At 59.4% G+C, this 13,162-nt stretch carries 17 protein-coding genes; 11 read left to right on the top strand and 6 right to left on the bottom strand.

Annotated features, from left to right (window positions below; all coding sequences use genetic code 11):
- The first annotated feature begins 64 nt into the window (after positions 1 to 64).
- The 10 genes from HKK57_RS14595 (at position 65) to HKK57_RS14550 (ending at position 7,075) form a co-directional block, all read left to right on the top strand.
- Positions 65 to 1,039 (top strand): KpsF/GutQ family sugar-phosphate isomerase, encoded by a 975-nt coding sequence (locus HKK57_RS14595; protein WP_029291783.1) that lies wholly within the window; start codon positions 65 to 67, stop codon positions 1,037 to 1,039.
- A complete protein-coding gene (locus tag HKK57_RS14590; protein WP_029291786.1) occupies positions 1,040 to 1,564 on the top strand; it encodes a KdsC family phosphatase in 525 nt (174 codons plus the stop codon).
- An 8-nt stretch (positions 1,565 to 1,572) separates the two neighbouring features.
- Positions 1,573 to 2,145, top strand: a complete 573-nt coding sequence (gene lptC, locus HKK57_RS14585; protein WP_029291788.1) for an LPS export ABC transporter periplasmic protein LptC — start codon at positions 1,573 to 1,575, stop codon at positions 2,143 to 2,145.
- The gene (gene lptA / locus HKK57_RS14580) at positions 2,132 to 2,665 is read left to right on the top strand and encodes a lipopolysaccharide transport periplasmic protein LptA (RefSeq protein ID WP_029291790.1); all 534 of its coding nucleotides are present in this window, start codon (positions 2,132 to 2,134) and stop codon (positions 2,663 to 2,665) included. The genes lptC and lptA overlap by 14 nt, the downstream gene beginning before the upstream one ends.
- Positions 2,665 to 3,390, top strand: a complete 726-nt coding sequence (lptB, locus tag HKK57_RS14575) for an LPS export ABC transporter ATP-binding protein (protein WP_029291791.1) — start codon at positions 2,665 to 2,667, stop codon at positions 3,388 to 3,390. The genes lptA and lptB overlap by 1 nt, the downstream gene beginning before the upstream one ends.
- Positions 3,391 to 3,574: 184 nt before the next feature.
- Positions 3,575 to 5,068, top strand: a complete 1,494-nt coding sequence (locus tag HKK57_RS14570) for an RNA polymerase factor sigma-54 (RefSeq protein ID WP_029291792.1) — start codon at positions 3,575 to 3,577, stop codon at positions 5,066 to 5,068.
- A 75-nt stretch (positions 5,069 to 5,143) separates the two neighbouring features.
- A complete protein-coding gene (hpf, locus tag HKK57_RS14565; RefSeq protein WP_029291794.1) occupies positions 5,144 to 5,449 on the top strand; it encodes a ribosome hibernation-promoting factor, HPF/YfiA family in 306 nt (101 codons plus the stop codon).
- A gap of 12 nt (positions 5,450 to 5,461) precedes the next feature.
- Complete coding sequence (gene ptsN, locus HKK57_RS14560) at positions 5,462 to 5,926, top strand: PTS IIA-like nitrogen regulatory protein PtsN (protein WP_029291796.1); 465 nt, start codon at positions 5,462 to 5,464, stop codon at positions 5,924 to 5,926.
- Positions 5,927 to 5,928: 2 nt separating this feature from the next.
- Positions 5,929 to 6,786 (top strand): RNase adapter RapZ, encoded by an 858-nt coding sequence (rapZ, locus tag HKK57_RS14555; RefSeq protein WP_029291798.1) that lies wholly within the window; start codon positions 5,929 to 5,931, stop codon positions 6,784 to 6,786.
- A gap of 16 nt (positions 6,787 to 6,802) precedes the next feature.
- On the top strand, positions 6,803 to 7,075 hold the full coding sequence (locus HKK57_RS14550; protein WP_070994104.1) for an HPr family phosphocarrier protein: 273 nt from the start codon (positions 6,803 to 6,805) through the stop codon (positions 7,073 to 7,075).
- Between the two features lie 145 nt (positions 7,076 to 7,220).
- Here HKK57_RS14550 and HKK57_RS14545 read toward each other — a convergent pair whose 3' ends face one another.
- The 6 genes from HKK57_RS14545 to pmbA form a co-directional block, all read right to left on the bottom strand.
- Positions 7,221 to 8,114 carry a ZIP family metal transporter gene (locus HKK57_RS14545; RefSeq protein WP_029291803.1) on the bottom strand — a complete coding sequence of 298 codons (894 nt, stop codon included), beginning with the start codon at positions 8,112 to 8,114 and terminating at the stop codon, positions 7,221 to 7,223.
- A 31-nt stretch (positions 8,115 to 8,145) separates the two neighbouring features.
- Entirely contained in the window at positions 8,146 to 8,757 is a 612-nt protein-coding gene (locus HKK57_RS14540; RefSeq protein ID WP_169390334.1) for a superoxide dismutase, read from the bottom strand.
- A 1-nt stretch (position 8,758) separates the two neighbouring features.
- Positions 8,759 to 9,202, bottom strand: coding sequence for a hypothetical protein (locus HKK57_RS14535; RefSeq protein WP_169390333.1), 444 nt, complete (start codon positions 9,200 to 9,202; stop codon positions 8,759 to 8,761).
- Positions 9,203 to 9,229: 27 nt separating this feature from the next.
- Positions 9,230 to 10,606, bottom strand: a complete 1,377-nt coding sequence (locus HKK57_RS14530) for a class II fumarate hydratase (RefSeq protein WP_169390332.1) — start codon at positions 10,604 to 10,606, stop codon at positions 9,230 to 9,232.
- Positions 10,599 to 10,994, bottom strand: a complete 396-nt coding sequence (locus HKK57_RS14525; protein ID WP_029291811.1) for a hypothetical protein — start codon at positions 10,992 to 10,994, stop codon at positions 10,599 to 10,601. Before HKK57_RS14525 ends, HKK57_RS14530 begins: the two co-directional genes overlap by 8 nt.
- Positions 10,995 to 11,144: 150 nt before the next feature.
- Positions 11,145 to 12,491 carry a metalloprotease PmbA gene (pmbA, locus tag HKK57_RS14520; protein ID WP_169390331.1) on the bottom strand — a complete coding sequence of 449 codons (1,347 nt, stop codon included), beginning with the start codon at positions 12,489 to 12,491 and terminating at the stop codon, positions 11,145 to 11,147.
- A 108-nt stretch (positions 12,492 to 12,599) separates the two neighbouring features.
- On the opposite strand from pmbA, the gene yjgA reads away from it, so the two are divergent.
- Positions 12,600 to 13,121, top strand: coding sequence for a ribosome biogenesis factor YjgA (gene yjgA / locus HKK57_RS14515; protein WP_029291815.1), 522 nt, complete (start codon positions 12,600 to 12,602; stop codon positions 13,119 to 13,121).
- The last annotated feature ends 41 nt before the right edge of the window (positions 13,122 to 13,162 follow it).

Raw genomic sequence — 13,162 nt, 5'->3', positions numbered from 1 at the left:
CGTGAGGGAATTGTTCATTACCGCTATAATCGCCGACTTTTCGTCAGGCTATACGATTTCAGACATGAGCCAATCCAGCGACCTTATTCAATCCGCACAACGCACCATCCGCCTCGAGCTTGAAGCCGTAGAAGGCTTGCTGGCCCATATCGACGCAGATTTCGTACGCGCCTGCGAGATGATCCTGGCCAGCAAAGGCCGGGTTGTCGTGGTCGGCATGGGCAAGTCTGGCCATGTCGGCAACAAGATTGCCGCCACCCTGGCCAGCACCGGCACCACGGCGTTTTTCGTGCACCCGGCCGAAGCCAGCCATGGCGACATGGGCATGATCACCCGTGATGACGTGATTGTGGCCCTGTCCAACTCCGGCACCACCAACGAAATCGTGACCCTGCTGCCGCTGATCAAACGCCTGGGCATCAAGCTGATCAGCATGACCGGCAACCCGGACTCGACGCTGGCCAAGGCCGCCGAAGTGAACCTGAACGTGCATGTGGCCCACGAGGCCTGCCCGCTCAACCTGGCGCCGACCTCTTCCACCACCGCCGCCCTGGTCATGGGCGACGCGCTGGCCGTGGCCCTGCTGGAAGCCCGCGGCTTTACCGCCGAAGACTTCGCCTTTTCCCACCCAGGTGGCGCCCTTGGCCGTCGCCTGTTGCTGAAAGTGGAAAATGTGATGCATGCCGGCGACGAACTGCCCCAGGTACAGCGCGGCACCCTGCTCAAGGACGCGCTGATGGAAATGACCCGCAAGGGCCTGGGCATGACCGTGATTCTGGAGGCCGACGGCCGCCTGGCCGGGGTCTTCACCGACGGCGACCTGCGCCGCACCCTGGATCGCGCCATTGATATCCATACCGCGACCATCGATCAGGTCATGACCCCTCATGGCAAGACCGCCCGCGCCGAAATGCTCGCCGCCGAAGCCCTGAAGATCATGGAAGACCACAAAATCGGCGCCCTGGTGGTGGTCGACGATGCCGATCATCCGATTGGCGCCCTGAATATGCACGATTTGCTGCGCGCAGGAGTGATGTAAATGAACACCGACCTGTTGCAACGGGGCAAGGCCATCAAGCTGGCGATTTTCGACGTCGACGGCGTACTGACTGACGGCCGCCTGTACTTCCTCGAAGATGGCAGCGAATTCAAGACGTTCAATACGCTGGACGGCCAGGGCATCAAGATGCTGATGGCCTCTGGCGTGCAGACTGCGATTATCAGTGGTCGCAAGACCCCGGTCGTGGAACGCCGCGCACAAAACCTGGGGATTCCTTACCTCTATCAGGGCCGCGAGGATAAACTGGTGGTTCTGGATGAGCTTCTTGGCAAACTCAACCTAAGCTATGAGCAAGTCGCCTATCTGGGCGATGACTTGCCTGACCTGCCGGTGATCCGGCGCGTGGGCCTGGGCATGGCCGTGGCCAATGCCGCATCGTTTGTTCGCGAACACGCCCACGGCATTACCCAGGCCCGTGGCGGCGAAGGTGCCGCCCGCGAGTTCTGCGAGCTGATCCTGCGCGCCCAGGGCAGCCTTGAAGCGGCCCACGCCGCCTACCTATAGAGCCTTCTATGCTGAGCAAAAAGATTCGCAACTTCCTGATATTCGGAGCCATTGCCGCACTGTTCCTCGCGGTGGGCTACTGGAATATCAGCCCGGAGCGCTTCCTCGATCAGCCTGTCGTGCAGGCCGACCAGGGCGCCATCGACTATTACGCCACCAACGCCTACAGCGTGCAGTTCCTGCCTGACGGCAAGGTGCAGTACGAAATGACGTCGGACAAGGTCGAACACTTGAAGGCTTCGGAGGTCACATTGCTGACCAATCCGGACCTGAATCTGTATCGCGGCACCGAATTCCCGTGGCACGTCACCAGCAAGCGTGGCGAGGTCAACCCGGACGGTACCGAAGTGGAACTGATCGACTCGGTGCGCGTTGCGCGTACTGACGCCCAGAACCGCGACACCATCATTACCAGCAGTCGCATGACCGTATTCCCACAGAAGCAATATGCGCAGACCGAGCAAGACGTTAGAATCGACGGCGCTGGCGGTGTATCGACTGGCAAGGGAATGAAAGCGTATTTGAAAGAAAGCAGGATACACCTGCTATCGAACGTAAGAGGACAGTATGAGGCTCGTTAAAACCCTCCCTATTTTGCTCGGTCTGGGCGCAGCACTGGGAAGCGTGAGCGCCTGGGCTCTGCCGAACGATAGCCAGCAACCGATCCACATTCAGGCTGACGATGCGCAACTGGATGACAAGCAAGGTATCGCGACCTACAAGGGCGACGTAATCATCACTCAAGGTTCGATGAAGATTACCGGCAATACCGTCACCCTGACCCGCACCCCGGCCGGCGACATCGACGTCGTGACCTCGGTGGGCAACCTTGCCTATTTCGAACAGAAACAAAACGCCGCCGATCCAGGCCCGATCAAAGGCTACGGCGTAACCATCCAGTACCACGCGCCGCAGAACCGCATCGTACTGACTGACCGCGCCAAAGTGATCAGCAGCGACGGTAACTCGACCGAAGGCGAGAAAATTGTCTACGACACCGTCAAGCAGGTCGCCACTGCTGGCCGCGCCAATGGCACCAAGGTCACCGCGCCACGTCCGCGCATTGACATGGTTATCCAGCCGAAGAAGAAGGCCCAGTAATGGCAACCCTGAAAGCCCAGCATCTGGCCAAGGCCTATAAAAGCCGTCAGGTCGTGCGCGACGTCAGCCTGTCGATCGACAGCGGCCAGATCGTCGGCCTGCTTGGCCCCAACGGTGCCGGCAAGACCACCTGTTTCTACATGATTGTCGGCCTGGTCCAGGCAGACCAGGGCCGTGTATTGATCGATGACCTGGACGTGAGCCACCAGCCAATGCACGGTCGTGCACGGGCCGGTATCGGCTATCTCCCCCAGGAGGCGTCGATCTTCCGCAAACTGTCAGTGTCCGACAACATCATGGCGATCCTTGAGACCCGCAAGGAACTGGATCGCGATGGGCGCCGCCAGGAGCTGGAAAGCCTGCTGCAGGAGTTCCACATCAACCACATTCGCGACAACCTCGGCATGAGCCTGTCCGGCGGCGAACGTCGCCGCGTGGAAATCGCCCGCGCCCTGGCCACTGCACCGAAGTTCATCCTGCTGGACGAACCCTTCGCCGGTGTCGACCCGATTTCGGTAGGCGACATCAAGCAGATCATCCATCACCTCAAGGCCAAGGGGATCGGCGTGCTGATCACCGACCACAACGTGCGTGAGACCCTGGATATCTGTGAAACCGCCTACATCGTAAACGACGGCCAACTGATTGCCGAAGGCGACTCCGCCACCATCCTGGCCAACGAACTGGTCAAGGAAGTGTATCTGGGGCACGAGTTCCGCCTGTAACCACTGTGATGTCAGGACATTCGCCATCGGGCGCGGGAGTCAATAAAAACCTCATTATTTTTATTGTTACCGCGCTCTAGGCAAAGCCCCCGATATCAGGCATATAATTTGCTTATGTTTGGCGCTCACGCGCCCTGTCGTGGATGGCGCATTGCGCCGGCGAATAAGGTGTTAAGCCCCTGCCATGAAACCATCGCTAGTCCTGAGAATGGGCCAGCAGCTGACGATGACACCGCAGCTGCAACAGGCCATCCGCCTGCTCCAATTGTCGACCCTGGACCTGCAACAGGAAATCCAGGAGGCCCTGGAGTCCAACCCGATGCTCGAACGCCAGGAAGAAGGCGACGACTTCGATAATGCCGACCCACTGGCCGACAACATAGAGCAAAAACCCAATCCCGACGTCCAGGAACCGTCCTACCAGGAAGCCGCCCCCACGGTGGATAACCTGGAAGAAGGCGAATGGAACGAACGCATTCCCAATGAACTGCCCGTGGACACGGCCTGGGAAGATGTCTACCAGACCAGCGCCAGCAGCCTGCCCAGCAACGACGATGACGAGTGGGACTTCACCACCCGCACCTCCGTTGGCGAGAGTCTGCAGAGCCATCTGCTGTGGCAACTGAACCTTGCCCCGATGTCCGACACCGATCGCCTGATCGCCGTGACCCTGATCGATTGCATCAATAATCAGGGCTACCTGGACGAGACCCTTGAGGAAATCCTCGAGGCCTTCGACCCGGAACTGGACATCGAGCTGGACGAAATCGAAGCGGTGCTGCACCGCATCCAGCAGTTCGAGCCTGCCGGCATTGGCGCGCGCAATCTCAGCGAGTGCCTGTTGCTGCAACTGCGCCAGCTACCCGCCAAGACCCCGTGGCTGACCGAGGCCCAACGCCTGGTCACCGACTACATCGACCTGCTGGGCAGCCGCGACTACAGCCAGTTGATGCGCCGGATGAAGCTCAAGGAAGATGACCTGCGCCAGATCATCGAGCTGGTACAGAGCCTCAACCCGCGCCCCGGCTCGCAGATCGAGTCCAGCGAAGCCGAATATGTCGTGCCTGACGTGATCGTGCGCAAGGACAACGAGCGCTGGCTGGTGGAACTGAACCAGGAATCGGTGCCACGCCTGCGGGTCAACCCGCAATACGCCGGGTTCGTGCGCCGGGCCGATACCAGTGCCGACAACACCTTCATGCGCAACCAGTTGCAGGAAGCGCGCTGGTTCATCAAGAGCCTGCAAAGCCGCAACGAGACCCTGATGAAGGTAGCCACCCAGATCGTCGAGCATCAGCGCGGCTTCCTGGAGTACGGCGACGAGGCGATGAAGCCGTTGGTACTGCATGATATTGCCGAAGCCGTTGGCATGCATGAGTCGACCATTTCCCGGGTAACCACCCAGAAATTCATGCATACCCCACGGGGTATATATGAGCTGAAATACTTTTTCTCCAGCCACGTCAGCACCTCCGAAGGCGGCGAATGCTCGTCCACGGCGATCCGCGCGATCATCAAAAAACTGGTTGCCGCGGAAAATCAGAAAAAGCCGTTGAGTGACAGCAAGATCGCTGGTTTACTGGAGGCACAAGGCATTCAGGTCGCCCGTCGAACCGTCGCCAAGTACCGCGAGTCCCTTGGGATCGCGCCTTCCAGCGAGCGTAAGCGGTTGATGTGACGGGCGGGCCACAGCGTTCCAGTGGCGGGTATTCCTACCCGCCGCTTTATGCACTGGCAACGAAGGAGAAGCTGTATGCAAGTCAACATCAGTGGACACCAACTGGAAGTGACCGAACCGCTGCGCGCCTACATCAGCGAGAAACTCAAACGAATTGAGGGGCATTTCGACAAGATCACCAATGTGCAAGTCATCATGTCTGTCGAAAAGCTGAAGCAGAAAATCGAAGCCACCTTGCGTATACCCGGCGGGGAAGTAGTCGCCAATGCAGAGCATGCAGATATGTATGCCGCTATTGACGACCTGACCGACAAGCTGGATCGCCAAATCAAAAAGCATAAGGAAAAGCAGCAGAGCCTTCTTCAAGGCACAGGCCGCTAACACTCCCCACCCATGATTCGACTTGAAACCATCCTGACCCCCGGCCGTTCCCTCGTGAACGCGCCGGGCGGCAGTAAAAAGAAAGCCCTCGAACAGATTGCCAACCTGATCAGCCGCGAAGTGCCTGAACTGGTGATGCAAGACGTGTACGAGGCTCTGATTGCCCGTGAAAAACTCGGCTCGACCGGTTTTGGCAACGGCATCGCTATTCCTCATTGCCGCCTCAAAGGCTGTGAAACTCCGGTAAGCGCCCTGTTACACCTGGACGCCCCCACTGATTTCGACGCCATCGATGGCGCCCCGGTTGACCTGCTGTTTGTCCTGCTGGTCCCGGAGGCCGCTACCGATGCGCACCTGGAACTGCTCCGGCAGATCGCCAGCATGCTCGACCGTGAAGAAGTACGTAAGAAACTGCGTAGCGCCAGCACCAATGAAGCGCTGTATCAGGTTGTCCTGGATGAGCAAAGCGGGCAGTAATCATGCGTTTGATCATCGTCAGCGGGCGTTCCGGCTCAGGTAAAAGTACTGCCCTCAACGTGCTTGAGGACAACGGTTTTTATTGCATCGACAACTTGCCGGCGGGCCTGTTGCCCGAGTTGGCCGAACGCGCGCTGATCCACACCGAGCTGGCGCAACCGCTGGTGGCGGTATCGATTGACGCCCGCAACCTGCCCAGCCACCTCACGCGATTCCCGGAATTGCTTGAAGAGGTACGCGCCAAGCATATCCATTGCGACGTGCTGTACCTGGATGCCGACGAAGAAACGCTGCTCAAGCGCTTCTCGGAAACCCGTCGCCGCCACCCGCTGAGTAGCTCGAACCGCTCGCTGGCGGAAGCCATCGAGGACGAGACCAAGCTGTTGGGGCCGATCATTGATTTGGCCGACCTCAAGATCAACACCACCAGCCTGAACCTTTACCAACTGCGTGACGCCATCAAGCTGCGCCTGCTGAACCAGCCAGAGCCCGGCACGGCATTCCTGGTTGAATCCTTTGGTTTCAAGCGGGGCATGCCGATAGACGCCGACCTGGTATTTGACGTGCGCTGCCTACCCAACCCTTACTGGAAGCCGGAACTGCGCGATCAGTCAGGGCTGGACCAACCAGTTGCCGAGTACCTGGCGGCTCAACCGGATGTCGAGGATATGTTCCAGGATATCTCCAGCTACCTGCTCAAGTGGCTACCGCGCTTTGCCGCCAGTAACCGGGCTTATGTCACCATCGCTATCGGCTGTACCGGCGGGCACCACCGCTCCGTCTACCTGACCGAGCGCCTGGGCCAGGTCTTGCAGAAAACCCTCAAGAATGTCCAGGTTCGCCACCGCGACCTTAGCTGAAAGGAACACCTTCGCGATGCCCGCTCTGGAAATTGAAATCATCAACAAACTGGGCTTGCACGCCCGCGCGTCGGCCAAATTTGTCGGGGTTGCGGGCAAGTATCCTTGCCAGGTCCGGGCCGGACGTACGCCAGAATCCATGGTCGACGGCAAAAGCATCATGGCGATGATGATGCTGGCTGCCGGCAAAGGCACCACGATTCATCTGAAGACCGAAGGTGAGCAGGAACAGGAAGCGCTGGATGCGCTGGTGAAGTTGATCAACAACTACTTCGATGAAGGCGAATAGCCCTTTGCCCAACATAAATCCCATGTGTACGGGCTTGTGTGGGAGCTGGCTTGCCTGCGATAGCTGTGGATCAGCCAACATTTTTATCGACTAATACACCGCTATCGCCGACAAGCCAGCGCCTACATTGGTTTTGCGCTAAAAGTCAGCCCAGCGCTGTATCCATCGCCATCATCAGGCAAAACCCGATGCATAGCCCCAGGCTCGCCAGCTTGTCATGGCCATTACGCCGCGACTCGGGAATGACCTCATGAGTCACCACCAATAACATCGCCCCAGCCGCCAGGGCGAGGCCCAGGGGCAACAGCATTTCGGCCAGGCTGACCAGCCAGGCACAGAGCACGGCAAACACCGGTTCCACCAGCCCGGATGCAGCGCCGATCAGGAATGCCTTGACCCGCGACATCCCCGCCCCTGCCAGCACCAATGCAATCACCAGCCCCTCGGGCACATCCTGCAACGCGATACCCATGGCCAGGCTATCGGCATCGGGCATACCGCCACCAGCCGAGACACCTACCGCCATGCCTTCGGGAATGTTGTGGGCAATGATGGCAAACACAAATAGCCAGATGCGCGGTGGGATTACCGGTTTGTCAGGCGTGCCGACCAGCATTTCCGGGCTGGCACCGGAGACCTTGCGGTCCACCAGGAACAAACCGAATGCGCCCAGCATGATGCCAAAACTGATCAACCCGCTGGAGGCCCAGGGCGTCAGCCCCAGGTTTTCGGCAGCGGCGATTCCCGGCACGACCAGCGAAAACGCCGTCGCCGCCAGCATCACCCCGGCGCCAAACCCCAGTAATGTATCGCTGACCGCCAGCGGCATCCGCCGGATCACCAGCACCGGCACCGCACCCAGTGCCGTGCCTAGGGCACAGATTGCACCACCTTGCAGGGCGCGCAGGATGCGCGGTTCCAGGTCCAGCCAGGCCAGCCCGTGGGCCACCAGCAATGCAGTTCCCGCCAATAGCAGCAGCGAGCCAAACGCATAGCGGAACATTCGCACGCTGCTGATCGCCAGTGTTTCAGTGCCCATAGTCGGCCTTAGGTCTTGTTATGAGAGGGCATTAAGCCAGTGCAGCCTGGTAGCGCTCAGCGACTTCCGGCCAGTTGATAACACTGTAGAAGGCGTTGATGTACTCAGGGCGACGGTTTTGATAGAGCAGATAGTAGGCGTGCTCCCAGACGTCCAGGCCGAGGATCGGCGTATTGCCGTTCATCAATGGGCTGTCCTGGTTGCCACTGCTTTCGACGACAAGGGTCTTTTGCGGGGTGACGCTCAGCCAGGCCCAACCACTGCCAAAGCGAGTCAGCGCGGCCTTGGTGAATGCATCCTTGAATGCGTCAAAACCACCCAGCTGCGCGTCAATCGCCTGACCCAAGGCGCCCTCGGGCTTACCACCACCCTTGGGCGACATGACCGACCAGAACAACGAATGGTTGGCATGCCCACCGCCCTGGTTGATCACTGCCGCACGCAGTTTTTCCGGTAGTTGCTGGACGCTGGAGACCAGTTTTTCCACCGGCCAGCCTGCAAACTCGGTGCCTTCGACGGCAGCATTGAGGTTATTGATATAGGTCTGATGGTGCTTGGTGTAGTGGATTTCCATGGTTTGCGCATCGATATGCGGCTCCAGGGCATCGTAGGCGTAGGGCAAGGCAGGCAAGGTGTAGGACATATCAATGTGCTCCATAAAAAGGGCTGTTGCGGGTCGGCGTATCCGTCTGCACCGTATTGCTGCCCAGCAAGCGATGGGTACGGGGGTACTCGCCGTGATCGCTGATGAAATTCAACAGTTCGACGTAGGTCTTGCTGCTCTGGCGCAAGGCCGCCTCGCGCAAGGCTTGAGGCAGCCGGGTGTCCTGCATCGTCTGCAGCAAGCGCTGGTGAATGGCGCAGAGGTATTCGGCGCTTTCCTCAGGCTGATTCAGGCGCAGGTGCAGGTCCGCCAGGTTGTGGTGGGAAATAACGCAAGCTGCCACGGCCTCGTCGGCATCACCCCAGCGCTCAAACAACACTTGGGCCAGGGCCAGGGCCTGCAGGTAATGCTCGCGGGCATCCACCAGTTCGCCCTGCATAAAGCAGCGATTGGCCCGTTCGATCGTGCGTTTCCAGTGCTCCATGGTGAGCCTCCAAAGCAGGGTCGGTAATTACACGCCACCCGCCGTGAGCTTTTCCGGGTCCAGCAGGACTTCCAGTTGGCTGCGCGGCAAGTCGGTGTGCTCGAGCGCCACATCAATCACCGGCCGGCCTTGTTGGTAGGCTTTCTTGGCGATTTCAGCGGCCTTTTGGTAACCAATGATCGGGTTGAGTGCAGTGACCAGTATCGGGTTGCGCGACAGCGCTTCCTTGAGCTTGGGTTCGTTGACCTTGAAGCTGGCGATGGCCTTGTCCGCCAGCAGGCGGCTGGAGTTGGCCAGCAACTCCAGGCTGCCGAGCAGGTTCTGGGCGATGATCGGCAGCATCACGTTGAGTTCGAAGTTGCCGGACTGGCCTGCGATGGTGATTACGCTGTCATTGCCGATAACCTGCGCTGCAACCATCGCGGTGGCCTCCGGGATCACCGGGTTGACCTTGCCGGGCATGATCGACGACCCCGGCTGCAGGCCTTCGAGCTCGATTTCACCAAGGCCTGCCAGTGGGCCGGAGTTCATCCAGCGCAGGTCGTTGGCGATTTTCATCAGTGTTACGGCAATGGCTTTGAGTTGGCCGGAAACGGCGACGGCAGTGTCCTGGGAGCCAATCAAGGCGAACAGGTTCTTGCCCGGTGTGAACTGCACATGGGTCAGACGGCTCAGTTGCTGGCTGAAACGTGCAGCGAATTCTGGGTGTGCATTGATCCCGGTCCCAACCGCGGTGCCGCCCTGAGCCAGGGCTTGCAGACTTGGCAACAGGCCTTGCAGGTGACCGATATTGGCCTTGAGTTGCTGCGCCCAACCCTCCAGGACCTGGCTCATGCGCACCGGCATGGCATCCATGAGGTGCGTACGCCCGGTCTTGATGAACGGATGGACTTCAACCGCCTTGCGCTCGATCACTTCAACCAAGTGCAGCAACGCCGGCAAAGTCTGCTCATGCAGCACCAGCGCGGCGCTGACATGGATGGTGGTCGGGATGATGTCGTTGCTGCTCTGCCCGCAGTTGACGTGGTCGTTCGGGTTGACCGCCTCGCCCAGCAGGCGGCTGGCCAGGGTCGCGATCACTTCGTTGGCGTTCATGTTGGAACTGGTGCCGGAACCGGTTTGGAAAATATCCACCGGGAAATGCTGCATGAAGTCGCCTTCCAGCAAGCCCTGGGCGGCCTCGACGATGGCTTTGCCCTGGCCTTCGCTGATCTGCTTGAGGTCGACATTGGCCTTGGCGGCCGCAGCCTTGGCCAGGATCAGGGCGCGAATGAACTGGGTCGGCATGCGTTGGTGGCTGATCGGGAAGTTGTTCACCGCACGCTGAGTCTGGGCGCCATACAAAGCTTCTGCGGGTACTTGCAACTCGCCCATGCTGTCGCGTTCGATACGGGTATTACTCATCGGAAGATCCTTGCACCAAGTCGGAGTGAGAAATAGACGGCAACAATTCACAGGTCGCCAATTGCCAGGCAAAGGTCTGCCAGCGCTTGAGGCGGCAGGCACAGTGAGAGAGGTTTTCCAGGTCGCGTAGCGGGCGCCAGGCCTGGTCCAGGCACGTGGACCGCCAATGCCAGGGCAAAGCGATATCGGTGGCGGTATCGATCAACAGGCGAAACGAGGTCTCAGCGATGGTCCACGGGTGCGTGGCCGTGCAGCAGGCCAGATAACGCCCTTCGTTTAAGTAATGTTCGATCAGGCGTGGCTCGTCAGGGTTGAGCCCACAGCGAATCTGGCGACTCATCCAGCGCCAGCTTTCCAGGTAGGGATCCTCGTGCAGGACAGAACTCATGATCCAAGCTCACTCGATAATGATATTTATTATTAAATGATATTGAGAATCAAAACAAGCTATTGAACCTATAGCTTTGTCGGCCTTGTGAGATTCCAGGCAAAAAAAAGCGCCACCCTTGGGGTGGCGCTGCGGTGTAAGGAATAGTGTTTAGCTGCCGGCAACGGTCATCCGTTCGATCAGCACCGAACCGGTGCGGATATTGCTGCGCAGTTCCAGATCGTTACCCACGGCGACGATCTGCTTGAACATATCGCGCATATTGCCGGCGATGGTCACTTCCTGGACGGCGAACTGGATTTCACCATTCTCCACCCAGAAACCCGCCGCGCCTCGGGAATAATCACCCGTCACCATGTTCAAGCCGTGCCCCATCAACTCGGTCACCAGCAAGCCACGACCCATGCGCCGCAGCAGCGCCGCCTGGTCTTCATCGCCATGGGTCACGAATAGGTTGTGAACGCCACCGGAGTTCGCGGTACTGGGCAAACCAAGCTTGCGCCCGGCGTAGGTGCCGAGCACGTAGGACACCAGCTCACCATTTTCGACAAACGGCTTGGCGTAGGTCGCCAGGCCATCACCATCAAAGGCCGAGCTACCCATGGCGCGCATCAGGTGCGGACGCTCATCCAGGGTCAGCCACTCAGGAAACAACTTCTGCCCCATCGCCCCCTCAAGGAACGACGACTTGCGGTACAGGTTCCCCCCGGAAATCGCCCCCAGGAAGCTACCGAACAGACCGCCGGCCAACTCCGCCGAAAACAGCACCGGCACTTCGCAAGTCGGCACCGGGCGCGCGCCCAGGCGGCTCGCGGCCCGTTGCGCAGCGCGCTGGCCAATGCTCACCGGATCCGCCAGCAACTCACCCTGGCGGCTTACGTCATACCAGTAGTCACGCTGCATCTGGCCATCGGCCTCGGCGATCATCACGCAGCTCAAGCTATGGCGTGTCGACGCATAGCCGCCGATAAAGCCATGACTGTTGCCATACACACGGCAACCCTGATGAGTGCTCAGGGTGGTGCCATCGGCATTCTTGATCCGGCTATCGGTATCGAATGCCGCAGCTTCGCAGGCCAGGGCCTTTTCGATGGCCTGCTCGGGAGTGATATCCCAGGCGTGATACAGATCGAAATCTTTCAGGTCGCGCGCCATCAAGGCCGCATCCGCCAAACCGGACGCCTCGTCTTTGGAGGTGTGCTTGGCAATTGCCAGGGCGGCAGCAACGGTTTCGCGAATGGCTTCCGGACCGCTGGCCGAGGTACTGGCCGACCCCTTGCGCTGCCCTACATACAAGGTGATGCCAAAACCCTGGTCACGGTTGAACTCAACGGTTTCCACTTCCCGCTGGCGCACTGAAGTCGACAAGCCCTGCTCCAGCGACACCGCCACTTCACAGGCACTGGCGCCCTGGCGCTTGGCCTCGGCAATGATCTGCTCAACTTGTTCCTGCAGTGCCGGTAACGCTTGTGGACCGACGCTTTGGGCTGCACTCATGGTTTTCTCCACTCAAATTCTGCTTTCGGTTAAGGCCATCGAGCGACCGGGCCGGACAAGCGGCCCCCGACTGGTTATCATGGCGGCGTTTCTTTGCGGACTGCCACCATGGTTGATTCTTACGACGACTCCCTCGATGGGGAGAAAAGCAAAACCCAGGTCAAACGCGAGCTGCATGCTCTGGTTGATCTCGGCGAGCGCCTTACAACACTCAAGCCGGACTTGATTGCCAAACTGCCATTGACCGACGAAATGCGCCGGGCCCTGGCAGATGCACCCAAGCACACCGCGAACATCGCGCGTAAACGGCACATCATGTTTATCGGCAAGCTGATGCGCGACCAGGACACTGACGCCATTCTGACTTTGCTCGACCAACTCGATGCTTCCACCCGCCAGTACAACGAACGCTTCCATAACCTGGAACGTTGGCGCGACCGCCTGATCGGCGGTGACGACGCTGTATTGGAGAAGTTCGTCCTGGACTATCCGGATGCCGACCGCCAGCAACTGCGCTCCCTGATCCGTCAGGCCCAGCACGAACTGGCACAGAACAAGGCGCCGGCCACCAGCCGTAAAATCTTCAAGTACATCCGTGAGCTGGACGAGACTCAACGCGGCCTGCGCTGATCCTCTTCCCCGGGTGGCGGTCTTCGCCACCCGAAGCTCCA

It is taken from the genome of Pseudomonas sp. ADAK21, from assembly GCF_012935735.1.
Lineage (GTDB): Bacteria > Pseudomonadota > Gammaproteobacteria > Pseudomonadales > Pseudomonadaceae > Aquipseudomonas > Aquipseudomonas proteolytica.
Note: the sequence above shows the minus strand (reverse complement) of the source record. Positions and strands in the feature narration are given on the sequence as shown.